The 23,525-nt window shown below is 69.2% G+C and carries 20 protein-coding genes and 1 pseudogene; 12 read left to right on the top strand and 9 right to left on the bottom strand.

The genetic code is table 11. The features are described from left to right. Positions 1-36: 36 nt before the first annotated feature. Positions 37-402, bottom strand: coding sequence for a hypothetical protein (locus VSH64_RS27815; protein ID WP_326565669.1), 366 nt, complete (start codon positions 400-402; stop codon positions 37-39). 157 nt (positions 403-559) lie between these two features. On the opposite strand from VSH64_RS27815, the gene VSH64_RS27810 reads away from it, so the two are divergent. The 3 genes and pseudogenes from VSH64_RS27810 to VSH64_RS27800 all read left to right on the top strand — a co-directional run. Continuing rightward, positions 560-1,051, top strand: a complete 492-nt coding sequence (locus VSH64_RS27810) for a hypothetical protein (RefSeq protein ID WP_326565668.1) — start codon at positions 560-562, stop codon at positions 1,049-1,051. Positions 1,052-1,310: 259 nt separating this feature from the next. Further along, a complete protein-coding gene (locus VSH64_RS27805) occupies positions 1,311-1,727 on the top strand; it encodes an STAS domain-containing protein (RefSeq protein WP_326565667.1) in 417 nt (138 codons plus the stop codon). Between the two features lie 16 nt (positions 1,728-1,743). Next, a pseudogene (locus tag VSH64_RS27800) lies at positions 1,744-1,929 on the top strand (MSMEG_6728 family protein); the annotation flags it as partial. A 48-nt stretch (positions 1,930-1,977) separates the two neighbouring features. Here VSH64_RS27800 and VSH64_RS27795 read toward each other — a convergent pair. Both VSH64_RS27795 and VSH64_RS27790 read right to left on the bottom strand, forming a co-directional pair. Next, the gene (locus tag VSH64_RS27795; RefSeq protein ID WP_326565666.1) at positions 1,978-2,652 is read right to left on the bottom strand and encodes a fasciclin domain-containing protein; all 675 of its coding nucleotides are present in this window, start codon (positions 2,650-2,652) and stop codon (positions 1,978-1,980) included. 116 nt (positions 2,653-2,768) lie between these two features. Next, on the bottom strand, positions 2,769-4,337 hold the full coding sequence (locus VSH64_RS27790; RefSeq protein WP_326565665.1) for a molybdopterin-dependent oxidoreductase: 1,569 nt from the start codon (positions 4,335-4,337) through the stop codon (positions 2,769-2,771). Positions 4,338-4,506: 169 nt separating this feature from the next. Between VSH64_RS27790 and VSH64_RS27785 the strand changes: the two genes are divergently transcribed. Further along, the gene (locus tag VSH64_RS27785) at positions 4,507-5,232 is read left to right on the top strand and encodes a PIG-L deacetylase family protein (RefSeq protein ID WP_326565664.1); all 726 of its coding nucleotides are present in this window, start codon (positions 4,507-4,509) and stop codon (positions 5,230-5,232) included. 6 nt (positions 5,233-5,238) lie between these two features. Here the strand turns inward: VSH64_RS27785 and VSH64_RS27780 are convergent, their stop codons facing one another. The 3 genes from VSH64_RS27780 to VSH64_RS27770 all read right to left on the bottom strand — a co-directional run bounded on the left by VSH64_RS27780 (position 5,239) and on the right by VSH64_RS27770 (position 7,618). Next, positions 5,239-5,775 carry a helix-turn-helix domain-containing protein gene (locus tag VSH64_RS27780; protein WP_326565663.1) on the bottom strand — a complete coding sequence of 179 codons (537 nt, stop codon included), beginning with the start codon at positions 5,773-5,775 and terminating at the stop codon, positions 5,239-5,241. Positions 5,776-5,857: 82 nt separating this feature from the next. After that, positions 5,858-7,381, bottom strand: a complete 1,524-nt coding sequence (locus VSH64_RS27775) for a sodium:solute symporter family protein (RefSeq protein WP_326565662.1) — start codon at positions 7,379-7,381, stop codon at positions 5,858-5,860. A gap of 9 nt (positions 7,382-7,390) precedes the next feature. Continuing rightward, on the bottom strand, positions 7,391-7,618 hold the full coding sequence (locus tag VSH64_RS27770; protein ID WP_326565661.1) for a DUF3311 domain-containing protein: 228 nt from the start codon (positions 7,616-7,618) through the stop codon (positions 7,391-7,393). Between the two features lie 166 nt (positions 7,619-7,784). Here VSH64_RS27770 and VSH64_RS27765 point away from each other — a divergent pair, with 166 nt between their 5' ends. Then, complete coding sequence (locus tag VSH64_RS27765; RefSeq protein WP_326565660.1) at positions 7,785-8,921, top strand: aminotransferase class V-fold PLP-dependent enzyme; 1,137 nt, start codon at positions 7,785-7,787, stop codon at positions 8,919-8,921. Next, positions 8,918-10,165 carry a metal-dependent hydrolase family protein gene (locus VSH64_RS27760; RefSeq protein ID WP_326565659.1) on the top strand — a complete coding sequence of 416 codons (1,248 nt, stop codon included), beginning with the start codon at positions 8,918-8,920 and terminating at the stop codon, positions 10,163-10,165. The genes VSH64_RS27765 and VSH64_RS27760 overlap by 4 nt, the downstream gene beginning before the upstream one ends. A 5-nt stretch (positions 10,166-10,170) precedes the next feature. Here the strand turns inward: VSH64_RS27760 and VSH64_RS27755 are convergent, their stop codons facing one another. Further along, on the bottom strand, positions 10,171-10,986 hold the full coding sequence (locus VSH64_RS27755; RefSeq protein WP_326565658.1) for an MBL fold metallo-hydrolase: 816 nt from the start codon (positions 10,984-10,986) through the stop codon (positions 10,171-10,173). 125 nt (positions 10,987-11,111) lie between these two features. Between VSH64_RS27755 and VSH64_RS27750 the strand changes: the two genes are divergently transcribed. Next, positions 11,112-11,615, top strand: coding sequence for an RNA polymerase sigma factor (locus VSH64_RS27750; RefSeq protein ID WP_326565657.1), 504 nt, complete (start codon positions 11,112-11,114; stop codon positions 11,613-11,615). Beyond that, on the top strand, positions 11,615-12,187 hold the full coding sequence (locus VSH64_RS27745; RefSeq protein ID WP_326565656.1) for a hypothetical protein: 573 nt from the start codon (positions 11,615-11,617) through the stop codon (positions 12,185-12,187). Before VSH64_RS27750 ends, VSH64_RS27745 begins: the two co-directional genes overlap by 1 nt. A gap of 73 nt (positions 12,188-12,260) precedes the next feature. On the opposite strand, the gene VSH64_RS27740 is transcribed toward VSH64_RS27745, so the two are convergent. Both VSH64_RS27740 and VSH64_RS27735 read right to left on the bottom strand, forming a co-directional pair. Continuing rightward, the gene (locus VSH64_RS27740; RefSeq protein ID WP_326565655.1) at positions 12,261-15,650 is read right to left on the bottom strand and encodes a glycosyl hydrolase; all 3,390 of its coding nucleotides are present in this window, start codon (positions 15,648-15,650) and stop codon (positions 12,261-12,263) included. 645 nt (positions 15,651-16,295) lie between these two features. Further along, positions 16,296-16,937 carry a hemerythrin domain-containing protein gene (locus VSH64_RS27735; RefSeq protein ID WP_326565654.1) on the bottom strand — a complete coding sequence of 214 codons (642 nt, stop codon included), beginning with the start codon at positions 16,935-16,937 and terminating at the stop codon, positions 16,296-16,298. A 388-nt stretch (positions 16,938-17,325) separates the two neighbouring features. On the opposite strand from VSH64_RS27735, the gene VSH64_RS27730 reads away from it, so the two are divergent. The 4 genes from VSH64_RS27730 to VSH64_RS27715 all read left to right on the top strand — a co-directional run bounded on the left by VSH64_RS27730 (position 17,326) and on the right by VSH64_RS27715 (position 23,517). After that, positions 17,326-17,661 carry an ArsR/SmtB family transcription factor gene (locus VSH64_RS27730; RefSeq protein WP_326565653.1) on the top strand — a complete coding sequence of 112 codons (336 nt, stop codon included), beginning with the start codon at positions 17,326-17,328 and terminating at the stop codon, positions 17,659-17,661. After that, on the top strand, positions 17,658-18,125 hold the full coding sequence (locus VSH64_RS27725) for an SRPBCC family protein (protein ID WP_326565652.1): 468 nt from the start codon (positions 17,658-17,660) through the stop codon (positions 18,123-18,125). Before VSH64_RS27730 ends, VSH64_RS27725 begins: the two co-directional genes overlap by 4 nt. A 1-nt stretch (position 18,126) precedes the next feature. Continuing rightward, the gene (locus VSH64_RS27720) at positions 18,127-18,723 is read left to right on the top strand and encodes a dihydrofolate reductase family protein (RefSeq protein WP_326565651.1); all 597 of its coding nucleotides are present in this window, start codon (positions 18,127-18,129) and stop codon (positions 18,721-18,723) included. A gap of 582 nt (positions 18,724-19,305) precedes the next feature. Beyond that, positions 19,306-23,517 (top strand): LamG-like jellyroll fold domain-containing protein, encoded by a 4,212-nt coding sequence (locus VSH64_RS27715; protein WP_326565650.1) that lies wholly within the window; start codon positions 19,306-19,308, stop codon positions 23,515-23,517. Positions 23,518-23,525: the final 8 nt, after the last annotated feature.

Genomic DNA, 23,525 nt, shown 5'->3' with positions numbered 1-23,525 from the left:
GCCGTCGGGAGGTTCCCGACGGCCAGGCCCCGCTGCTCAGCCTGGTCGAACGAACGCCGACGCCGCGCACAGCGCCGCCCACCCCAGCGCGGCCGCCGCTGCCTTCGGGCGGGCCGCGCGATCGGGCAGGCCGAGGCCGAAGGCAGCGGCGTCGGCGGTGTCGGACGCGACGCGCGCGGCGACGGCGAGCCGCTGGGGTTTGCCCTCGTCGGCGAAGGCCATCGCGAGGCCGATGGCGGTGTCGCGGGCGCCCATCGCGGCGATGAGCGTGCGGGTTCCGGCGGGCACGGCGCCGGAGGCCGTGGTGAGGCCGCAGGGCCCGGCGAGCGCGCGCGGGTAGACGATGGTGGTCAGGCCGTAGACCGCGGTGGCGGCCCCGAGCACGCGGGTCAGGACGGACATGGTCACCTCCAGGTGGCGTTCTCCTGCGGGTACCCAGTCCGCGCGGGTTCACGGACCGTGCGCCGCTCACGGTGCGCCGCCCGATGTGGTGAACTCCGGCCGCGGGCTCATTCCTTGATCGTCACCGGGTACTCCTCATCCAGACGAGGAGGCGACGATGCCCGACAACAACCTCATGGGATTCCTGATCATCGGACTGATCCTGGTGGTGGCCGACGGCCAGGTCCTCTACCGCGGCGGCCGCCGGTACCTGCGGGGCTCGACCGGCGAGGGCAGCGGTTCGATGGCCCGCATGGTGGTGGCGGTGTTCCACCTCGTCGCGATCGGCGTGCTCGCGCTGCTGTCGGTGGTCGGCCCGAGCTGGTCGGGCTCCACGTCGGCGGTCGTCGGACGGCTGGGGGTGTTCCTCCTGCTGCTGGCCGTCGTTCACGGGTTCACGCTGATGGTGCTGGCGCGCCGCCGGCAGGACGACCTGGTGGGGAACCGGTTGCAGGAGCGGCCGGACGGCCCGCCGACCTTCGACCCGCGCGAGCCGAGGACCGCCGACGCGTCCTGGCAGCCGTCCACCGTCGCGCCCGTGCCCGGGCAGAGCGGACCGTATCCGAAGGTGAGCCCGGACATCGAAGACCGCGGGCCGTACGAGACCTGACTCGCGATTGTTCCGCAGGTGGACCGAATTTTCGATCAAGGTCCACAGTGGATCATGACGGGGCACGCCGGATCCGGGCGGGCGGAAAGGGTAGCGCGCGAGGCCGTCGATGCATTAGCTTTTGGCCAGGTTGAGCGACCAGCCACCCATGTGTTTTTTCGCGCGTGCCGGGGATTTTCGTCGACGTCGCACGGGCCCTCTCGCTCGTCGGCGTCCACGGCCGCCGCCCGGTGTGCGCGCTCACGAGAGGCGGGCTGCCATGAGCGCCCCGTACGCTGATCTGGACAGCTTCGGCACCGAGCCGACGGACCGTGGTCGATTGCTGGTGCGCGTGCACCGGCCGGCCCCGCGCACCGCGGTCGTGGTAGTCGCCGGCGAGGTCGACATCCGCACCGCGCCGCACCTGGCCGAGGTGGTCGAATGCCGATTGCGCGGCACCGGTCGCGTGGTGGTCGTGGATCTCACCGGCGTCACGTTCCTGGCCGTCGCCGCCCTCAAGGCCCTGCGGCACCTGTCCCTGCTCGCCCGCGAACTCGGCGTCACCTTCCTCGTGGACCCCGGGTCGTCCTACTCGGTGCGCCGGCTGCTCGAACTCAGCCCGGTCGACTGCATACGCCCGGGCTACGTCGCCGCCCTCGTGACCACGGAGGTGCCGGCGCAGCGCACCAGGGGCTGAGCGGGGCGCCATTGCGCGCAGCCAACCCGAGCTCGCCGCGGTGGGCGAGCTGCCTCCGTGGCTCGGCGACGAGGCCCTGCACCACAGCCGTCGCTCCGCCTTGGTGCGCAAGGATCCGGACCACTACACACCGCTGTTCCCCGACGTCCCGGACGATCTCGCCTACGTCTGGCCCGCATCGGATCGGTCCGGGCGGGCATGACGAAGGCCCGGTCGCCGGAAAGTTCGGCAACCGGGCCACGCCTCGGCGTCAGCTCTTGTTGGTGCCCGGGGTCAGCACCTTGTCGATCACGAAGACGGTGGCGTTCTTCGTCGGGATGTTGCCGCAGAGGATCTTGGCGCCGTTCACGGTCATGTTGTCGCCGGTGCCTTCGATCTTGAGGGGGCCGCCGGCGGTGTTGAGGGAGGTCAGGGTGCCGGCGGCGGCGAGGCCCTTGGCGTCGTAGCGCTTGCCGACCACGTGGTACTGCAGGATCGGCGCGAGCTGCGACGGGTTGTTCGCCAGCTCGTTGAACTTGGCGTCGCCCAGGGCGTTGAAGGCCGGGTCGGCGGGAGCGAACACGGTGATGCCCTGCTGGCTGTTGAGCGTGTCGACCAGGTTGGTGGCCTTGACGGCCGCGACCAGCTTCGTGAGCAACGGGTTGGTCGACGCCGCGGAGGCGACCGGCTGCGGGCCCATCGAGTCGAGCGAGCCGGGAGCGTTTCCTTGCGGCAGCTGGGAACAGGCCGGGCCGAACACATCGGCGTTGGTGGTCATGCCGTTCGAGGCGCCCGAGTCGCTGCTGGACATCGGGGCCGACGACATCGGCGCCGAAGAGGCCGGGGCCGAGGGAGCCGAGCCGCTGTCGGTGCTGCTGCCGCAGGCGGCGAGGGCGAGAGAGGCGACGGCGATGACGCCGATTCCGGCGAGACGAAGGGACTTCACGGGAAAACTCCGTTCACAGTGGACAGATGAGGTAGGACCGGTGGTGCTGACATGAGGTATTCGGTGCCGCGCGCGGTGCGGATGGGTCCGGATGGCACTCTTTCGAGTGAGCGCGATCAGGTCGCGATGAACGTGGTGGAGTGCCAGCCGGTGGCGCCGTCGGGCACGGTGCCGGCGCGGGCGTCGGTCTGGGTGTAGCCGGTTTTGTCGGTGGCGCGCACGAACACCTGGTGGGTGCCGGGTTTCACGGCGATCTGCGTCCACCACATGCGCCAGGTGTTCACGTTGACCTCGGCCGAGAGCGTGACCGGCTGCCACGCGCCGGAGTCCACTTTGATCTCGACGCGCGCGATTCCGTTGTGCTGCGCCCACGCGATGCCGGCCAGCCGCACGGCGCCGGCGGCCACGGTGTCGAAGCCCTTCGGCGTGTCGATGCGGGACTCCGTCTTGATCGGCGCCCGTTCGCCCCAACCGCGGCGAAGCCAATACGCCTGCCGCGCCTGCCACGTGGTCACTTCGAGGTCCACGACCCACTTCGTCGCCGACACGTACCCGTAGAGCCCCGGCGTGACCAGGCGCGCCGGAAAACCGTGCTCCAGCGGCAGCGGTTCGCGGTTCATCCCGATCGCCAGCATCGCGCCGCGGCTGCGGTCGAGCGCCGCCTCGACCGGCGTGCCGGACGTCCAGCCGTCCACGCTCGTGCAGAACAACTGTTCCGCACCGGGCCGCACGCCGGCCTCGGCCAGCAGATCGGCCAGGTCGACGCCGACGAAGTTCGACGTGGACACGTAGTCGCCGCCGACCTCGTTGGACACGCAGGTCATCGTGACCGTGCGTTCGACCAGCGGCCGGTCGCGGATGTCGGAGTAGCGGTAGGTCACTTCACGATCGACCATTCCGTGGATGCGCAGGCTCCAGTCCTCGGCGCGCAGCTGCGGCACCGAGAGCGCCGTGTCCACGCGGTAGAACTTCGCGTTCGGCGTCACGAACGTCGGCGTGCCGAGCTTGGCGAAGTCGGCGTCGGCCGGGATCGCGGGCGCGGACTTCGCGGGCACGAGGGCACCGATCGCCGCCCGGGACGCCGTCGCGTCGCGGGTGCCGCTGACCAGTTGACCCGCGCCGCCGAGGACCCCGGCGCCAACAATCGCCCCGGCGCCGCCGAGGAGAAACGACCGCCGCGAAGCGCCCACGGCGACCTCTTCGGGCGCGTACTTGCGCGGCGCGATCCGGTGCAGCAGCAGGAAAACGGCGACGCCGACCACCAGGCTCGCCGCGGGGGCCAGCAGGGCCACGGCCGTGAGATCGGGCCGCTGGTACACCGCGAACCCGCCGACCACCCCGAACAACGCGACGACCACCACACCCGGCCGGGCCGACCGCAGCGACAGCAGCCCGGCACCTGCCGCGACCGCCAGCATGACCACGGCCATCCCGCCGAGCAGCACGACCTTGTCGTACGTGCCGAAGGTGCGCACCGCGAAGTCCTTGAGCTCCACCGGCGTCAGGTCGATGGCCCCGTTGCCGACGGCCAGGTACGGCGAAGCGTTGACGCTGATGAAGCCGGCCACGAAGTGCCCCGCGGCCAGGGCGCCGAGCAGGGCGAGCACGCCGCAGAGCGCCGCCGAGGGAATGCGCAGCCGGGGCGGCGCGGTGCTCGGTGCGGCGGGGGCTTCGGTGGTGGCCATGCTGGACATTCGGCCCCGCGTGGCTTCCGGATTGGCCACGACGGATTCGGGTGAATTTCCGGCCGCGACCCATCCGCCGGGCCACCGGCACCGAACCGCCGTCCGGGACCGGCCGGGTTGTAGTCTTCGATCGTCAAGATTATTGACGAAACCGGGAGGGGACCCGACGATGACCGAAGCCCTGCAGCCGCTCGACGAAAACTGGTCCACGGCGCTCGCGATCGCCGCGCACCCCGACGACCTCGAATACGGCACGGCGTCGGCCGTCGCCCGCTGGACGGCGCAGGGCAAGCAGGTGGTCTACTGCCTCGCGACCAGCGGCGAAGCCGGGATCGACAGCATGGAGCCCGCCGTGACCGGGCCGCTGCGCGAAGCCGAGGAGATCGCCGGCGCGGCCGTGGTCGGCGTCGACACCGTGGAGTTCCTCGGCTACCCCGACGGCATCCTGGAATACAGCCTGGCGCTGCGCCGCGACATCGCGCGGGCCGTGCGCCGGCACCGCCCCGACGTGGTCGTGACCGGCAACTACCACGACCACTGGCACCCGGGGCACCCCAACCAGGCCGACCACATCGCGCTCGGCCGGGCCGTGCTCGACGGCGTGCGCGACGCCGGCAACCGCTGGGTGTTCCGCGAGCTCGTCGACGAAGGCCTCGAACCGTGGCAGGTGCACCGGATCGTGGTCACCACCAGCCCCGAGGCCGGCCACGGCATCGACATCACCGACCACCTCGACAAGGGCATCGCGTCGCTGGCGGCCCACGCCGCGTACCTGCGCGGCCTCGGCCCCGGTGCGATGACCGACCCGCGGGAGTTCCTGGAAGGGCTGGCCCGGGAAGCGGGCGAACGCCTCGGCACCACCTTCGCGCTCACCGCCGAGGTCATCGAGCTCTGACGGCCGTCAGTAGCTCGGTGGCGTCACGCTCACCATGAACCGGGCGCTCGTGCGCCCGTCGTTGCGGAAGCGGTGCGGGATGTTCGAGTCGAAGTGGCAGCTGTCGCCGGTCTTGAGCACGTGGACCTGGTCGCCGACCTCCACCGTGAGGCGGCCGGTGAGCACCACCACGCACTCCTCCGACGGGTGCGTGCGCAGGGTGTCGGCGGACACCGCGCCCGGTTCGAGGTTGCCTTCCAGCACCTCGAGCTTCGCGCCGCCGGGGGACACGCGCGTGTAGGTGATCGCGTGGTGCGGCGAGGAGATCCGGTAGCGGTTCTCGCGCCGGATCACCGCGACGCTGTCGTCCTCGCCGTCCTGGAACAGGCTGAACAACGGCACCTCGAGCACCTCGGCGATCCGCCGCATCGTCTCGAGGCTCGGGTCGGTCACCCCGCGTTCGACCTGGCTGATCAGCCCGGTGGACACCCCGGCGCGGTCCGCGAGGTCGCGGACGGTCAAGCCCCGGAGGGTGCGGAACTCACGGATCCGAGTCACGGTCATCCGGCCATTATCGTCCGGGCCCGATCAGCCGGCCCGGGTGCTGGGCGCACCGGGCCGGCCGATCGGGAGCGGTCACGGGTGATCACCGGGGCAGCGCGGCCTCTTCGCCGGGCACCTCTTCGAGAGTCCCAAGAGCTTCGACCGGCGCGCTGTCACCGGTCCCGACGTCGATCGCGGCCGTGGCCGGCGGCCGGGTCAGCAGACTCACGACGACGGTGACCACGAGGTTCACCACCAGTGCGGGCAGGCCGATGACCGTGCCCGGTGGCACCGTGTGCGCGAAGAACCCACTCAGCTGCGGCACGCCGACGATCAGCCCGCCGCACACCGCGCCCGCCGCGAGCCCGGCCGCGGTGACGCGGCGCCACAGCATCGACAGGAACAACGCGGGCGCGAGCTGGCCGACGGCACTGTACACATTGGTCATGATGCTGAGCAGCTTCGAGGTGCTGTTGGCCACGAGCAGCACCACGATCGCCGTGAACACCACCACGCCGGCCCGCGAGAGCGTGAGCGAACCGGCCAGCTTCTTCGACACGCCACCGACCACGTTGCGGCTGAACAGGCTGCTGGCGGTGAGGATCAGCACCGCCGTGGGCACCAGCGCCACGAGGATGCCCGCGCCGCCGAGCAGCCCGATCACCCAGCTCGGGAAGTTGTCGTGCACGAAGATCAGCAGCGACGCGTTGGCCTGCTTGTCGGGCAGGTTCGGCAGCGCCAGCACCGCGGCGAGCGCGATCAGCACGATGAGCACGTAGAACAGCGAGTACAACGGCTGGATCACCTGGTTGCGCCGGATCGTGGTCACGTCCTTGGCCGTGTAGGACACCTGGAACATGTGCGGCAGCGCGAAGGAGCCGAGTGGCGTGATGAGCAGGAAACTCATCCACCACCACGAGTTCGTGGCCGCGGTGCCCTTGATGCCGGGCAGCGTGGCCGCGTGCGGCTGCGTTTCCTTGAGCGCGTCGAACACACCCATCGGCCCGCTCACGCCGGCGGCGCTCGCCGCGCCGACCGCGATCACCAGCAGCACCGCGATGAGCAGCACGTCCTTCACCACCGCGGTGAACGCCGCGCTGCGCATCCCGCCGACCAGCACGAACGCGGCGACGAGCACGCCGCCGGCGATCACGTACGCGAGCGAAGGCAGGCTGTTGCCGAACAGGCTCTGCAGGATCAGGCTCAGGCCGGTGAGCTGCACCTGTGCGTAGAGCAGCAGGGAAACGATGCCGAACACGGCGATCAGGCCGCCGAACCACGGCGCGCCGAAGCGGGTCGTGAAGTAGTCGCCCATGGTGACCAGGCCGTGGAGCTTGCCCGCCCGCCAGATGCGCGGCACCACCCAGTAGCCCACGGCCGCGGTGAGCACCATCGTGCCCAGCACGTAGTAGCCGGGGGCGCCGTTGCTGAACACGCTCTGCGAAGCGCCCAGCAGCGCGAAGGTCGTGAAGGTCTCGCCGACCATCAGGAACCAGAACAGCCAGGTGCCGAACTTCCGGCTGCCGACCGACCACTCCTGCAGGTTCATCTTCCGGCCGCGCGCCGCGGCGACCGTGCCCCACACGATCGAGCCGATCGCGATCACCAACGCCAGGATCAGGGCCATCGGGTGCTCCTAGAACCGGTCCAGATCGCCGTGGCGGCGATCGAGGGCGAACACGACGGCGATGGCGGCCGACCCGAGCAGCACGCCCACGGTCATCCACACCAGCAGGAACGGAATCGAGCCGAACAGGTACTCCACCTTCTCGACCAGGGGAATGGCGCCGACGCACCAGACGAACGGGACCAGCAGCAGCAACCAGTGCCACCGGCGGCGCGCCGGGGCGGTGGGTTCGGGCATGGGCTCTCCTGAGGGGACACGACGATGTGTTCATCCGGGGTGAATGCGCATCAGTGTGAGTGATGGTGTCCGGGTCGTCAACCGGCCGGGCCGGGTATTGCGCAGCCAGGCTTTCGGATGTTCACTGTGACTGACGCACGACGTCCAGCCGCAAACGGAGGTATTCGTGGACCCGAGCCGGTTCCGAGAGCAGTTCCCCAGTCTCGTCGACACGACGCACCTCGCGTCGTGCAGCCAGGGTGCCGTGGCCACGAGGGTGACCGCCGCGCTGGCCGAGTTCGCGTACCTTCTGCGCGACCAGGGAGCGCCGTGGGGACCGTGGATGTCCGAAGTGGAGCGACTGCGGACCTCGATCGCGGAGTTCCTCGGGGCGAGCGCGGACGAAATCGCTTTGGTGCCTTCGGCTTCGCACGCCGCGTACCAGGCGCTGGGTGCGGTGCGCTTCGCCGAGGACGACGTCGTGGTGTCGATGGCCGCGGAGTTTCCCAGCGTCGGCCAGGTGCTGCACGCGGGCCGCGCGGGCGAGGGGCAGATGCGCTGGGTCGACGAGGAGTCGATGCGTGAGCACGGCGTGGTCGAGGCGTACCGCGCTCGCATCGACGAGCGGACGAAGCTCGTGTCGGTCCCGCTTGCCTTGTACACCAACGGATCGCTGCAGCCGGTGAACGAGATCGCCGCGCTGGCCAGGGAAGTCGGCGCGCGGGTGCTGGTGGACGCCTACCAGGCGACCGGCGTGGTGCCGGTGGACGTGCGTGAGATCGACTGCGACTACCTGGTCACCGGCACGTTGAAGTACCTGCTCGGGCTGCCCGGCGTCGCCGCGCTGTATGCCCGGGCCGGCGTGGAGGACGAGCAGCCGCCGACGATGACCGGCTGGTTCGGCCGGGTCGATCCGTTCGAGTTCGACCCCGCGGCGCTCGACGGACCGGCCGAGGCGCGGCGGTTCGAGTCCGGCACGCCCGGCATCCCCGCGGTGTACGCGGCGCGCGCGGGGCTCGCGGTGCTCAGCGAGGTGGATCCGATCGCGCGCTGGAAGCACGTGGAAAGCCTGGTCGCGGAGGCGAGTGCGCGGCTGACCGAAGCCGGCGAGGTGCTCAGCGAGCCGATGCCGGACGCGCGCCCGGGGCCGCAGGTCGCCGTGGTCGACGCCGATCCTGACGCGCTGGGCCGGTTTCTCGCCGAGCGGCGCATCGTCACGTCGCCGCGCGGCACGATCCTGCGTGCGGCTTTCCACTACTACAACACCAGCGAGGACATCGACGCGTTCTGCGCGGCGCTGGCGGAGTACCGGAGGACGACGTGACCGAGGTGTACACGGCCGCGCGGCTGCTGGCGTCCTCGTCGGCGGCGCTGACCCCGGACGCGGCCGTGTGCGTGGAGGACGGCGTGATCACCTACGCGGGGCCGCGGGAGTCGGCGCCTGCCGGCGACTCCGTCGACCTCGGCGACGTGACCCTGCTGCCGGGCCTGATCGACTGCCACGTGCACCTCTACCTCGACCCGGCCGCCGGCGCGGTGAGCCTGGCGGGCGAGGCGGAGCGCGACGCGCAGCGCGACCGCATGATCGCCAACGCCCGCCGCCTGCTCGACGCCGGCGTGACCACGGCTCGCGACCTCGGCGCCCCCGGCACGCTCGGCACCGAGGTCCGCGACCTCCTGCCGACGCTGCCCGAAGCCGCCCCGCGCGTGCTCGCGGCCAACGCGCCGATCACCGTGACGGGCGGCCACGCCGAGTCCATGGGCGGCGTGGCCGACGGCGTCTCCGAGCTCCGCGCCCGCGTGCGCGCCCACGCCGAGGCCGGCGTCGACCTCATCAAGGTGATGACCACGGGAGGCTTCATGACCCCGGGCAGCCACCCGTCGGAAGCGCGCTACACCACGGCCGAGCTCACTGCGCTCGTCGCCGAGGCACACGCCCACGGCCTTCCGGTGACCACGCACGCGCTCGGCGTGGAAGGCATCGACCGCGCCGTGGCGGCCGGCGTCGACTGCATCGAACACTGCGGCTGGGTCACCCGCACCGGCACGCGGTTCGACCCGGCGCTCGCGGCCCGGCTCGTGGCCGCCGGCATCGCCGTGAGCCCCACCATGAACTCCGCCTGCACGGCCGCGGAGTACTTCTGCCCGTGGGACGAGCGCTCCGCCGTGCTCGGCAACCTGCGCCGGCTGCTCGACCTCGGCGCGACCGTGGTGGCGGGCACGGACGCGGGCATCCCGCTGGTGGACTTCGAGCGGTACGCGGACGGCCTGGAGCTGCTCGCGGAGGCGGGCATGTCGCCGCGTGAGGTCCTGGCGAGCGCGACCGACGTGGCGGCGTCGGTGTGCGGGCTGTCCGGCGTCACCGGCCGGCTGGAGCCGGGGTTGAGCGCGGACGTGATCGCGGTGTCCGGCAATCCGCTGGAGGACTTGACGACGCTGCGGCGGCCGCGGGTCGTCTTGGCGGCGGGCCGCCGGCACATTCCGCGCGCGTTCGCCGTCTCGGCGACGGACGACGCCGAGCGGGCGCGGTTGCGGCGCACGATGACGGAGGGTGCGGGGCGGTCCTGAGGCCGTCAGCCGCGTCGCTGGGCGAGGGCTTCGACCTGCCGTTCGTGGACGGCGGGCAGGAAGTCCTGGCCGAAGGTGGCCGCGGGGCCGAGCCGGGGGTCGTCGGGTGCTTCGGCGTTGCGCAGGGCCTGCACGTACGCGCGGTCCTGGTCGATGCGGGCGCGGGCCTGGCCCGCTCCGCCGACCGAACCGTGGCCGGGGATCACGACATCCGCCTCGCCGGCCACGCTGTCCAGCAGCTCCAGCGCGGTGAGGTAGTTCGCGATCGGGTCGGTGGGGTCGGTCAGGTCGAGCATCGGGATCAGCACGTCGGAGAGCATGTCGCCGGCGAGGAGCACGCCGTGGTCCTCGATCAGGAGAGCCGCGTGGCCTGAGGCGTGCGCTTGGTGCTCGACGATCCGGATTCCGGGGCCGTCCCAGGGGAGCCGCGTCGCTCCGTCGGGCAGGCCGGTCAGGAGGCCGAGCAGGTCGAGCGGCACGTTGTCGACGATGTCCGCCGGGATGAACTGCCTGACGCGGGCCTTCGCCTCGGCGTCCGGCAGCCGGGCCGCGACGGTGGCCGCGCAACGGGCCGTGCCGTAGCGCGGCGCCGGGCCGAAGCCGGGGTGCCAGAGCAGGTGGTCCCAGTGCGGGTGCGTCGAGAAGCCCGCGACCACGGGCCGGCCCAGCTCGGTCAGGTCGCCGGCGAGGCAGGCCAGTTCGTGGTCCTGCACGCCGGGGTCGACGAGCAGCACGCCGGCCTCACCGTGCACCACCACGGCGTTGCTCTGGCAGAACTCGCTCGTGTGGACCAGCACACCGTCCGCGACCTGCGTCAGCACGGGGGCTCCTTCCGCTCGCGATCCGCCCCCGGACGGTAGTGCCTGGCAGGGGAAGATCGTAAGCGTTGCCGTGCAACCTCGTGGGGGTTCCGCGTCGTATGGGGTGGTCGACGAGGGGTGGTGACGTGGCGGACCGGGAAAGTTTCACCGACGTGGCGAGGGACCGCGCGCCGGCGTGGCGGCGCGTGTCGTTCCTGATGTGCGGCGACTGGGCGCTGGCCGAGGACATCGTGCAGGTGACCCTGCTGCGCCTGTACAAGCGCTGGCACCGGCTGGACCTGCCGGGCATCGAGGCCTACGCGCGCAAGGTCATGGCCCGGCTGGCCATCGACTCGGCCCGCCAGCCGCACCGCCGCTCCGAACTGCTGACCGCGCCACCCGAACGGCCCCGCCTCGACGCGATCCCCGAGGACGGCGCCGAGATCCGGGCCGCGCTCGGCACGCTGGGGCCGCGGCAACGGGCCGTGCTGGTGTTGCGCTTCTACTGCGACCTCTCCGTCGCCGAGACGGCGTCGGCGCTGCGGATCAGCGAGGGGACGGTGAAGTCCCAGTCCGCCCGCGCGCTGGCCACCTTGCGAACCCTGCTGTCACCTGATGCGGCTGCGCTCAAGAACGGAGGGGCACAGTGATGACGACCGAACGGGAACTGCTCGACCAGGCCCTGGGCTCCGCGCAGCCACCGCTGTCGCTGGACTTCGAGGCGATCGAGGCGCAAGGCGTCCGCGCGGTGAGGCGGCGGACGAGGTTTGCGTTGGTGGGTACGGCCGCGGTGGTGCTGCTGGTCGGGCTGGGCGGGACGGTGTTGTTCACGCGGGGGAGCCCGACGTTGGTGACTCCGGCCGCCGGCGGGCCGGTGACCACCGCGAAGCCGAGTGAACGCGGGATCGCCTACTGCTACGAGAACGCGGACATCACCAGCAGCGCGAGTGGTCAGCACGTTCCCTTCGGCATCAGCGGCCACGGCCCAAACGGCCGCGGGGACGCCGCGGCCGAGAGCCTCTCGATCTGCGCCACAGCTTGGGCCGAGGACTACCACCAGTGGCAGAAGCCCGGGCTGCCGCGAGTCGTGCCCCCGCTCGTCGCGTGCGTGTTGACGTCCGCGGCCGTCGACATCGACCGGGAGGCGATCGGCGCGGTCGGCGTGTTCCCCGGCAACGAGCAGACGTGCGCCGCGATGGGGCTGGCGGTCGCGAAGATCTAGGGATGGGTACGGGGATGGTCCCACCGTTTAGCAACGGCAGAACCATCCCCGTGGTCTCGGAGCGGCGGGAAGATCAGTGCCCGGGCTTGCCCGGGTGGTCGACCACCGCGATGGTGAAGGTTTCGAGCGAAACGTTGCCCTGCAAGCCGTAGGAGGCGACCGCACCGGCGACGGTGTTGGCAGCGGGCAGGTTGGGGTAGCCCAGGGCCCTCATCTGGTTGCGCAAGGTGCTGGCCACCTCGATCCGAACGGTGTTGGTGCCGGCTTTGAGGGCGGGGCTCACGTCGATGCGGCCGGCGATGAAGTCGTAGCCGGTGATCTTGTGGCCGTTGACCCAGATCTGGGCCAGGGCGCCGCCGGTGGAGTCGATGGTGAGGTAGGCGCCGTTGGTCGCGTTCCAGGAGCCGGGGAGGCGGAAGGTGGTGCTGTAAGTGCCGACGCCGGAGACCGTGGCCGGGTCCTGCGCGGTGAAGGTCATGTCCTTCCACGCGACGAGCGGGGTCTTGCCGACGGCGATGTCGGTCTTCTTGGTGGTGAAGTACACCTCCTTGGTCGTGTAACCCGCCCGGGCCTCGGTCAGGGTCTTCTTCTCCCCGGGCGTCCAGCTGCTGAGCACGACGTTCCACTGCGCGTCGGTCAGGTTGACGTCGGCGGGTACGGAAATCTGCTTGCTGACGGTCGAGCCGTCGGCCAGGCGGGCGGTGTACCGGCCGGACTCGGTGGCGAGGAGGGCGACACCGTCGGTGGTCACCACACCCTGGGGTGCGGTGGTGCTGCGCAGCGGCGCGGCGGCCTTGGTCTTGAGGTCGATCGCGATCACGGTGGTCTCGCCGGGCGCGAGCGTGAGATCGAAGGAGGTCCGGCCGCCGGACGTGGTGTAGAGGGCGAGCGCCTCGACGCGGCTGGACCAGGTGTTGATGCGGTAGGGCTTGCCGACCGCGTCGACGTTGATCGTGGTGGTGGCGGTCGCGGCGTCGATCGGCGCGTTGTTGTAGTCGCCGCGCTTTTCCAGGTAGTTGTAGGCGAACAGGTACACCGTGCTGTCGGTCTTGCGCATGGCCGTGAGCACGGTCTGGTTCGGCTGGGTGAATTCGGCCCGCGGCCGCACACCGAGCCGCTTCAGCGCGTCGTAGACACCGGTTTTGCCGTAGTAGTAAGTCTTCTCGTAGTCCGCGCCCGCAGGGTCGGGAGTGGTCGCGCTCTGGGGAACGTTCGCGTTGACCACTCGCACGTTCCGCAGCTTTGCCAGACGCCCCATCACCTTCGCCAGATCGGCGTCGGTGCCCTCGTTGCCGAGGGTGTGGACCGCCGCCTTGGCATTGAGGTAGTTCCGCGTCGAGCTCAACGTTTCCGTCAACCCGTTGACGACGACAACCGGAAGCCCGCGCTGAGCGAGCTGGTAGATCGCTTCGGCGCTCTTCAACCGGATGGAGTCCTGGTAGATGACCACCGCCTGGTAGCCCACGTGTTCGGGAATCAGGCCCTCGGACTTGCTGTAATGGACGCTTCGGCCTTCGAGGATTTCGGGCGCGAAGTAGTCGTAGGTGTAGCCGTTGTCCTGCAGTTCCAGATCCTTGAAGTACGCGGCTTTTTCGTGACGCATGTTGTCGATGCTGGGTCCGCCGTTGTTGTACGCGTAGTCCGTGCGCAGTACCGCCAGGTCCAGCTGCGGCTTGCCCTGCTGCAGCACCGCCTGGGTGCGCGCGATCATCGGCAGGTAGTCGGCGTACTGCGTGAACTCCGGCTGACGCGGGCCCCAGCGCTCCGAGAACCGGGCGTACATGCCTTCGTGGCCCGGCCAGTAGGTGCCGTCCCACTTGTTCGACGGATCGTGGGAATCGGCCCCGGAAATGCTGGAGTAGCCGTGGAAGACGGTGTGGCTGATCCCGGAGACGAACTGGGTGTTCATGATCTGCATGAACCGGTCCTGCGGCCAGGTGTAGTTGTTGCCGCTGATCGCGCCGGTCTCGCTGGAGTAGCGCAGACCGTGGGTGTGCGCGGCGCCCGCCAGCGACCGGTGTGCGTCGAGCTGGTTGCCGTACTCCAGCGATTCGGTCTCGACGTAGTCCACCGCCTGGGCCGGCGTGGTGATCTCGTAGTTCACGCCGTAGGAGATCTCGGCGCGCAGCTTCATGTTCATGTCGCTGTCGAGGTAGGACCGCAACGGCTTGAGGACGTTGTCGGTGTACATCTCCGTGATCGTCTGGAAGAAGTCATTGCGGACCTTGGTGACCGTGACCTGGTCGGCGCCGGTGACCGGGAAGGCGGTGTCCCGCGCCCGGGAACCGAGCCTGATCACGTACGGCAGGTGCGGCTCGAGGCTGTAGCCGCGGCGCTTCTCGAACTCGCTCATCAGCGTGGCGCCCCAGAACTCACCGCCGTTGGCGTTGCTGGTCGAGATCTCCAGCGAGTCCATGTACATCTCGCCGCGGCCGTTGGCGATGATGGCCTTCTTCAGTTCGGGGTCGCTGAAGATGTGGTCGCGGTAGTAGTCGATGAACGCCTGCATGCCGGCGGGGTCGATGTAGTTGATGGTCACGTTCGTGGTGGACGACGGCGTCGGTGCCTGACCGGTGGCCTGCATCCAGAACGCGTAGACGTCCCAGGTTCCGCTGCCCGCCGGCGGAGTCCAGCTCAGGGAGAAATTCGCTTTGCCCGTCGGGTCTTTCATCGTGGCCGGTGTGACGGCGATGCCGTTGAGCGTGACCTTGCCGGTCAGCACCACCGAGTCGTCGGTGTAGCTCATCGTGCCGGAAATGCTGCCGTCGGCGGTGACCGAGCCCGTGCTGCCGGCTGCCCGGCGCACCGCGACCACGGAGATCAGGTCCTGCCGGACCGGGCCGGCCACCGTCATCACCGAACGCTTCAGCGTGCCGCTGAACGCGGTGCCGCCGGTGGTGCTCTGAATGGCGTAGCCCATCGCTTTGCCGGCGCCGTCGTCGTCGAACTTCAGGTTCTCGATGGGCAGGTTCGCGTTGGCCCAGTGCGTGCCGCTCGTCATGGAGAAGCCCATGCCGTACTTGTTGGCTTCCTGGATGATCAGCTTCGTGTCGTTCTTCCACTCGTCCGAACCCCAGCTGTAGATCTGCTGCGGGGTCTTGCCGGTGGTGTTGCCGACGAAGACTGTGTCACTGAGGTCACTGTCCACATTGGGCTCGGGCATGCAGACGATCTCCACCGAGCCGATGCCCATGTCGTGCAGCATCTTCATGTCGCCCTTGATCGTCGCGTCCGTGTGGAGGCCCTCGGCCAGCCACCACCGCGTACCCGGCCGGTACTTGCCCTCCGGATTGTCCAGGAACGCGTGCTGCGCCTTGATGAACTTGTCCGTGATGCCCGTTTGCGCGGTCGCGGCCTCCGCGGCGGCGGTACCGACCAATCCGGACAGTGCCAGCGTCGCGCCGACACCACCGCTGATCTTCAGGAAATCTCTACGGTCGAACGCGGGCTTGCTGTCTTCCATCGGTCCTCCTGGGACGGCGCGAAACGGTTCCTGACGGCGTTGACTGGATCCTTGGCACGCGGAGATGGGTAGCGCGAGGTCACGGGCCCCTTGGGCGAGGGGCTCGGGGGATTTAAAACGTTTCAAATCAAGGTCGTTATAGTTTTCAGCTTCAGAACGGTTGCTGTCAAGCGCCAAACATTGGCTTCGTGGAGCGGAATCGGTTCAGGATGCATCGGGGTGTGAATTCCTTCTTGAAAGGTTTCACTACGCAACCGACGTCATGGCCGGGCGGGTGAGCCGGCGCTCTTCGATTCTCGCTGCACCGCTGCGAGCCTGGTGGTTTCGTGCGCCACGACGTGCGCGTCTTCCGCGGTCTAGTGCGGCCGGCAGTCAGCGGGCGACGGGAGTGGACGGCACGTCGCCCGTTGGGGTGCTGTAGCCGGCAGCCAGCGCGCGACGGGAATCGACAGCCCGTCGCCCGCTGGTTACGGCGGCCAGCGGGCGACGGGAGTGGGCGGCACATCGCCAGCTGGGGTGCGGCAACCGGCAGCCAGCGCGCGACGGGAATCGACAGCCCGTGGCCCGCTGGTTACGGCGGCCAGCGGGCGACGGGAGTGGACGGCACATCGCCCGCCGGGTGCGGGAACCGGAAGTCTCGGCGAGCTAGGCGGGTGCGCCGGTGCCCGCGAGGGCCAGCAGGGCCTGCTCACCCTGCTGTCGCAGCGCGGGCAGCATCGGCCGCACCGGGGCGGGCAGGCCGGACAGCACGAGGTCGACCTCTTCGGGCGTGCCGGCCTGGTCGAGGAAACCGACCATCAGGTGCGGTGCGATCGGCGGGGCCGTGTCGATCACGTGCTGGGAAAAGGTCGCCCACGTTTCCGCGGGCAGGTGCTCGCGCAGCGCCGGGAAGAGCACGGGTTCCTCGTGCTCCAGGTGCAGGTGGACGAGATCCCGCACGGCGGCGGCGGCTTCGCGCAACGACCCGCGGTGCGCGTCGCTCTCCAGCGGCACGGCGGCCAGCGCGTCGAGCTTGCGGTCGAGCTCGTCGTGCTCCCCTTCGAGTCCGACGAGGCCCTTGCCGGCATCCGGCGCCACGGCGGTGATCAGCGGCCACAGCTCGTCGTCCTCGGTCTGGTGATGGTGGTGCAGGTTCTGGACCAGGAAGTCACGTAGCTCGGCCAGCGCGGGCAGCGCCACCTCCGGCCGGGCGGCGGCTTCGGTCAACAACGTGGTGGCGCGCCGGTGCAGTTCGTGGACCATCCGGGTCTCGACAACCGCCACAGCGTCAGTCAGGGCTTCACTCATACCCTCCACCCTCTGGGCGACACGGGCCCGCGGCCACCTCGTTTGACCCTTCGGACCGCACGTCTGCCCGGAGCGCCCAGGCGCGGCTGCGTGCGGTGGGGCTCGCGGAGACGGTTACCGGCCACTGCACGGTGATCAGACCGGTGACGAAGATCCCGTTCTCGCCGGTCTGGGTGGCGAAGCCCAATTCGACCCGCGCCGTGGTCTGTCGGAGCCGGTGGGTTTCTCGGAAGCCGTAGCGCAGGTGTCGCAGCCACGCTGTCGTGATCTCCTCTGCCACCCGGGTGGGTGTGGCGTCGCGGTTCCCGGTGAGACACCTGCTCTTGACGGCGGCGACAGCCCTTCTTATAGTCAACAGGTAAGTTGATAAAGAGAATGGTTGATAAAGATGTCAGTTGACGACGCCGAGCTGGATCGGGCGTTCACCGCACTCGGTGACCCCGTGCGCCGGGCGCTGGTCGCGCGGTTGTCGCGGGGTGAGGCGACCGTCAACGAGCTCGCCGAGCCCTTTGTGATCACCAAGCAGGCGATCTCCCGGCACGTGCAGGTGCTCGAACAGGCGGGCCTGATCACGCGCAGCCGCGACGGTCAGCGCCGGCCCTGTCACCTCGTACCGGCCGCGCTCGAAGCCCTCACCAGTTGGATCGACACCTACCGGCTCGCCACCGAACGCGCCTACCGGCGCCTCGACGCCGTCCTGGACACCCTGGAGGAACAGCCATGACCGGCACCACGATCACCGCGCAGCCCGGCACCCCGTTCGTCGAGGTCACCCGCGAGTTCGCCGCCTCCCGGGAGAAGGTGCTGCGGGCGCACACCGACCCCGAGCTCGTCGCCAGATGGCTCGGGCCGCGTGGCATGGAGATGGAGATCATCGAATACGACTCGCGTTCCGGCGGCAGCTATCGCTACGTCCACCGCAATGATCGGGGCGAGTTCGGCTTCCGCGGCGTGTTCCACGCGGTCACCGGTGAGCGGATCGTCCAGACCTTCGAGTTCGACGGCGCACCCGGGCAGGTCAGCCTCGAGACAGCCACCTTCACCGACCTCGGCGGGCGGACCCGCCTGCGGAGCCGGTCGGTCTTCCTCACCGTGGAAGCTCGTGACGCGGCCGTGGAGAGCGGTATGGAGCGCGGCATCACCGAGTCGTACGAGCGCCTCGACGCCGTGCTCGAGAAGGGCGAATGAGATGGCCGTGACCATGGCGAGCTTCTGCATGTCCCTCGACGGCTTCGTCGCGCGCCGCGACAACAGCGTCGGCCCCCTCTTCGACTGGTACCAGGGCGGCGACGTCGAGGTGCCGATGGTCGGCTACCCGGTCAAGTTCCGCGTCGCGAAGGCCAGCGCGGACTACTTGACGCGGCTCATGGCAGACGCGGCGCGCAGCGCGTTCGTGTGCGGCCGTCGCGTCTTCGACTACACCCACGGCTGGGGCGGCAACCCACCCGGCGGCGGCAAGGCCTTCGTCGTCACCCACCGCCCGCCACCGGCCGACTGGCCCCGCGAACAGCTGGCACCCTTCACGTTCGTCTCGAACGTCGCGGACGCGATCGAGCAGGCCAAGTCCGCGGGCGACGGCAACGTCGGTGTCTCCGGTCCCGCCATCGCCCAGCAGTGCCTGAACCTCGGCCTGCTCGACGAACTGCGGATCGACCTCGTGCCGGTCTTCCTCGGCGAAGGGGTGCGCTACTTCGAGAACATCACCACCGCGAAGCCCGAACTCGAGCGCGTCGAGGTCGTCGAAGGCGTGGGAGTGACCCACCTGCGCTTTCGCGTGCACCGCTGACGCGACAACCTCGGGATTGTGGGCCTGACGCAACACAATCCGAACTCTTCGATCCTCGTTGACGGGCCGGAGATCGTGATCAAGCCGGTCAATACCCGGCGGATGCCGACGGGCGTTGATCCATTCGGGCGATCGGGCTCTGACGCCTGATGTCCGACGTGGGGATCAACGGACTTGCTCAGTTGAATTCGAAGCCCGTCGACGGCGCCGCGCACACCGTCGCCACCCTAACGGCGCGATCGGGTTGGCATCGCCGTTGTGTCACCTGGCATGCGTGGAGGTACTGCTCCGCCGCAGCCGAATGCAGCAGGCGTCGGAACTGGTTCGAAGAAGGTCGGAGTTTTGGCCGGGTTGTCTTATTTGCTCGTTTATTGCTTTCGGTGTGTGTTGTGGTGCACAGCCAAGATCCGTTGAATACGCCGCTTGGTCTATTTCCGAGAGTAATGCCGTTTGGCAAAGTGATCTCGGGTTCGTCGGGGGCCCAGCAGGTTGGCTGGTGCTCTTGGCGAGGGGAATTTCGTGCGTTCTGTTGGTGTGCGTTGGCGCGCTGTCGTGGTGACGGCTGCGGTTGTGTTGAGCTCGGTGGCGTTGGTGCAGCCGGTTCTCGCGGCGCCGGCCGCGAGCGTTCCGAACTCGGCGCCGGATGAGGCGACGGCGACGGCGTACGCCCGGGTGGGACATAAGCAGGTCGAGGTGTCGTCCGAGACCACGGAGACGTCGAAGACGGTGGCGAACCCGGATGGTTCGTGGACGTTGACGGAGTACACGAACCCCGTGCGGGTCAAGCAGGGCACGACGTGGACCCCGATCGACACGACGCTCGAGCGAAGACCCGATGGTTCGATCGGTCCGAAGGCCGTCGCGGTGGACGTCAGCCTCAACCCGGGCGGCGCTGGTTCCGCGGCGAAACCCATTGTCCAGGCGGGGGAAGACGGCACCGCGGTCGGTCTGAAGTGGACCAGTGACCTGCCGGCGCCCGCTCTTGCCGGGGACACTGCCACGTACTCCGAGGTTCTTCCGGGTGTCGACCTGACGGTCAAGGCGGCGACCGAGGGCTACACCGAGAACCTCGTCATCAAGACCCCTGAAGCGGCGAAGAACCCGAAGCTGCGGGACGTGCCGTTCGGGCTATACACGCACGACGCCACCGTGTCCGTGGCTGAAGGCGACGGGCGCGGTACACCGGCCCAGAAGGCGCCGACGGACGGCCTCGAAGTCAAGAACTCCAGCGGCGAGGTCATGTTCGCCGGTGACGCCTCGAGGATGTGGGACTCGTCCGGCAAGGGCTCGGCGGCCGAGCAGCAGCTGGGTGAAGGCGGCGGCCGGCGTGAGGCGGTGATGGACTTCTCGCTCACCCCGGACAAGGTCACGATCAGCCCGGACGAAGCGTTCCTCGCCGACCCGAAGACGAAGTACCCGGTGTCGCTGGACCCGGACAACTGGTGCACCTCCTGTGGCATCCAGTCGCACGTCGTGGTGCAGTCGGGGTTCCCCGACGCGCACAACTGGAACGCGTCCACGGGGGACCTGGCGAACTTGAAGGCCGGGTACGAGGATTACGACAGCGCGGGGAAGTCGCGGTCGTACATCCAGATGAACACCTCGCGCCTCGGCGGCACGGTGATCAAGTCCGCGACCCTGAACACCACGATCCAGCACAGTTACAGCTGCAGCCCTCAGCCGACCGGTCTGTGGATCTCGAACCCCGCCACCAGCGGCACGACGTGGAACCAGCAGCCGAGCTGGCCGTACTTCGTGTCGGATATGAACGTGGCGAACTGCCACGACGCGCCGAACGTTTCTGGGCAGTTCGACGCGCTGAAGGCCGCGCAGGACGCGGCGGCGAACCACTGGCAGAGCGCCTGGTTCGCCCTCGCGGCTCACGACGAAGGTACGACCGCGGCGTGGCGCCGGTTCGATCTGAACCCGTACTTTCAGGTTGACTACGACTCCTACCCGAACTCGCCGGCGAACCTGTCGATGCAGAACGGCACCGCGAAGTGCGTCCAGGGCACGAGCCGGCCGTGGGTGGCCACGAAGACACCGCAGCTGGTCGGCGCGGTGTCCGACCCCGACGGCGGCACGCTGCTGGCCAGCTTCTCGATGGGTGCCGGCACCGCGGGCAGCAGCACCAACGTCCACAACAACAGCGCGAACCCCGTGACGGTCGGTACTCCGGGTCCCAACCAGGCCGCGACCGCGCAGCTGGCCGCTGTCCCCACCGGGTGGATCGGGGGTGACGGCGTCTACAACTGGTCGATGCAGGTCAGCGACGGTCAGCTGGCGTCGCCGTGGGTGGGCAACTGCGAGTTCACTGTGGACTCGTCGGTGCCGAGGGCTCCGGCGGTGAGCATGACCGGCACGGCGCCGGAGCACCAGAACGACAGTGTCCACTTCGGTGTTTCGGCGAGCATGGCGACCGCCGGGTTCTACGACGTCGACCGGTTCATCTACACGACCGACGGTTCCGAGCCCCAGCCGCAGGGATCGCCGAGTGTCAAGGCGACCCAGGGCACGGATGCGAGTGGCAACCTTGTTGCCACGGCCGACCTGTCCGCGTTGGCGATCAACGGCAACCAGAACTTCATCAAGGTCAAGGCGGTGAACAAGGCCGGCACCCCTGGCCCCGACGCCACCTGTGTCACCAGCGGCAACCTCGAAGCCGCTTCGTGTTCCTTCCACGTGCAGCCTTACACCCCTTCTGTCGGTTTGGTGGGAGCGTGGCCGCTGGACGAGATGGGCGGCCGGATCCTGGCCGACACCGCGAACACCACACCGAACAACGACGGCCTGGCCGTGCACACCGCGAGCCTGATCGCCGGTGGTGACTGGGTCGCCGGCTACGACCACGGCAACGCCTGGACCCATCCCGACACCGCCGGCTACAGCGAAGGCACCAAGGGCGCGCTGACTCTCGACGGATCCACTGGCTACGTCAACACCACCGGGTCGGTGCTCGACACGACGAAGTCCTTCAGCGTGGGTGCGTGGGTCAAACTGGCCAACACCAACGGGTTCCAGACTGTGCTTTCGCAGGACGGGAACCAGGGCAGCGGTTTCTACCTGCAGTATTCGAAGGCCGACAACGCGTGGGCGTTCAGCATGCTGTCCGCCGACCAGGCCAACGCCGGTGTGATCCGGGCGAAGTCGACGAAGTCCCCTGCGCTGGGGATTTGGACTCACGTGGCCGGCACGTACGACGCGTCGACGGGCACGATGACGCTCTACGTCGACGGCGTGAAGCAGGCGACCAACGTCATCACGAGTTGGGGCGCAGCCGGGAACCTGGTGATCGGGGCGGGCAAGTACAACGGGGCCCGGGCTGATTTCCTGGCCGGCCAGGTCGACGACGTGCAGGTGTGGCAGCGGGTGCTGTCCGCGCAGGACGCGCACGATCTTGCCAACGCCGCGGTGCCGCTGGCGAAATACGGCCTGGCGGAGGGCTGCACCGACGTGCTCGGCACGACTGTCCCGTCGCTGCAGGGCAACTGGGCCTTCGATGACGGCACCGGCACCACGGCCAACGACACCAGCGCGTTCGGCAACACCATGACCCTCAACGGCGGCTATGCCTGGACCGCGGGCCAGGCCACGGGCGCCGTCCACTTCGACGGGTCCACCGGCTACGCCACCGCCGCTCCGGCGGTGGACACGACGCAGTCGTTCACCGTGTCCGCGTGGGCCAAACTGGACGACGCGAACGGCTACTACACGCTGTTCACCCAGGGCGGGCAGAGCACCGCGGCGTTCCAGCTGCGCTTCTCGCCCGACGTCAATCGGTGGGTCTTCGGGATGACCACGGCCGATGACGTCTCCGTCGACAACTACCACTGGGCACTGGGCAGCGAGGCGCCACAGGTCGGGGCCTGGACGCTGCTCACCGGGGTTTTCGACCAGGCGTCGATGCGAGTCCGGTTGTACGTCAACGGAAAGCTCGAGGGCCAGAACACCGTTCCCACCGTGTGGAGCGCGGAGGACGCGTTCACGATCGGATCGAACATCGGCATCGGGAACTTCTTCAAGGGCTCAGTCGACCAGGTCCAGGCGTGGGGTCAGGTGCTGACCGATGACCAGGTCGCGGGCCTCTACGCCCACCGTTACTTCGACACGATCAGCAAAGCGACCGCAGCCGGCTCTGGCGGTGTCAGCCTCGCTTCGGACGACAACGCGTGTGCCGCGCGGTTCGACATTTCCGGCACGGGACTGGTCGATGCTGCCCGGCCGGCGAACCTGCGCACGGACAAGTCCTACACCGTCGAAGCGTGGGCGTATCACTCCTGGAACTCCGATGACGTGGCCGCGCACGGCGCGATCGACCCGTCCGGGCGAGCCGTGGTGGGCGTGGATGATGCGCAGTTCTCCGCCGGGCTGCTCGGCTACCACAGTTTGCCGGACGCGAACGGTGTCGCGCATCCCAAGTGGACGATGCTCATCAGCACGTCGCCTACTGCGGACGGGGCGTGGTGGGCGGTCAGTGACGCCGATGCTGTCGACAACACCTGGGTTCACCTCGCGGCCACCTATGACGCGTCGACCGGCACGATGGCGTTCTATGTCAACGGCGTCAAGCAAAACACTTTCCTGAACACGACCGGTGGTCAGGGCGTCATCAGTCGCCCCAGTACCGGCGACCTCGTGATCGGGCGCGGCACGTGGAACGGCCAACGCTCCGACCAATGGTACGGCGGTGTCGCCGGCGTGCGGGTGTACCAGGGCGTTCGCACGACCAAGGATCTCGCCGACGACGCCATCACGGACGATCCCGGCGCGACGTTCGGTCGTCAGAACTTCTAGTCGGCCAG

Origin of the sequence: Amycolatopsis rhabdoformis (genome assembly GCF_035918295.1) — a bacterium.
GTDB lineage: Bacteria > Actinomycetota > Actinomycetes > Mycobacteriales > Pseudonocardiaceae > Amycolatopsis > Amycolatopsis rhabdoformis.
Note: the sequence above shows the minus strand (reverse complement) of the source record. Positions and strands in the feature narration are given on the sequence as shown.

Excerpts from the sequence above, each read along its gene's own strand:
- VSH64_RS27815 (WP_326565669.1), bottom strand. The coding sequence starts at position 402 with ATGTCCGTCCTGACCCGCGTGCTCGGGGCCGCCACCGCGGTCTACGGC.
- VSH64_RS27810 (WP_326565668.1), top strand. The coding sequence starts at position 560 with ATGCCCGACAACAACCTCATGGGATTCCTGATCATCGGACTGATCCTG.
- VSH64_RS27805 (WP_326565667.1), top strand. The coding sequence starts at position 1,311 with ATGAGCGCCCCGTACGCTGATCTGGACAGCTTCGGCACCGAGCCGACG.
- VSH64_RS27790 (WP_326565665.1), bottom strand. The coding sequence starts at position 4,337 with ATGGCCACCACCGAAGCCCCCGCCGCACCGAGCACCGCGCCGCCCCGG.
- VSH64_RS27785 (WP_326565664.1), top strand. The coding sequence starts at position 4,507 with ATGACCGAAGCCCTGCAGCCGCTCGACGAAAACTGGTCCACGGCGCTC.
- VSH64_RS27780 (WP_326565663.1), bottom strand. The coding sequence starts at position 5,775 with ATGACCGTGACTCGGATCCGTGAGTTCCGCACCCTCCGGGGCTTGACC.
- VSH64_RS27775 (WP_326565662.1), bottom strand. The coding sequence starts at position 7,381 with ATGGCCCTGATCCTGGCGTTGGTGATCGCGATCGGCTCGATCGTGTGG.
- VSH64_RS27770 (WP_326565661.1), bottom strand. The coding sequence starts at position 7,618 with ATGCCCGAACCCACCGCCCCGGCGCGCCGCCGGTGGCACTGGTTGCTG.
- VSH64_RS27745 (WP_326565656.1), top strand. The coding sequence starts at position 11,615 with ATGACGACCGAACGGGAACTGCTCGACCAGGCCCTGGGCTCCGCGCAG.
- VSH64_RS27740 (WP_326565655.1), bottom strand. The coding sequence starts at position 15,650 with ATGGAAGACAGCAAGCCCGCGTTCGACCGTAGAGATTTCCTGAAGATC.
- VSH64_RS27735 (WP_326565654.1), bottom strand. The coding sequence starts at position 16,937 with ATGAGTGAAGCCCTGACTGACGCTGTGGCGGTTGTCGAGACCCGGATG.
- VSH64_RS27730 (WP_326565653.1), top strand. The coding sequence starts at position 17,326 with ATGTCAGTTGACGACGCCGAGCTGGATCGGGCGTTCACCGCACTCGGT.
- VSH64_RS27725 (WP_326565652.1), top strand. The coding sequence starts at position 17,658 with ATGACCGGCACCACGATCACCGCGCAGCCCGGCACCCCGTTCGTCGAG.
- VSH64_RS27720 (WP_326565651.1), top strand. The coding sequence starts at position 18,127 with ATGGCCGTGACCATGGCGAGCTTCTGCATGTCCCTCGACGGCTTCGTC.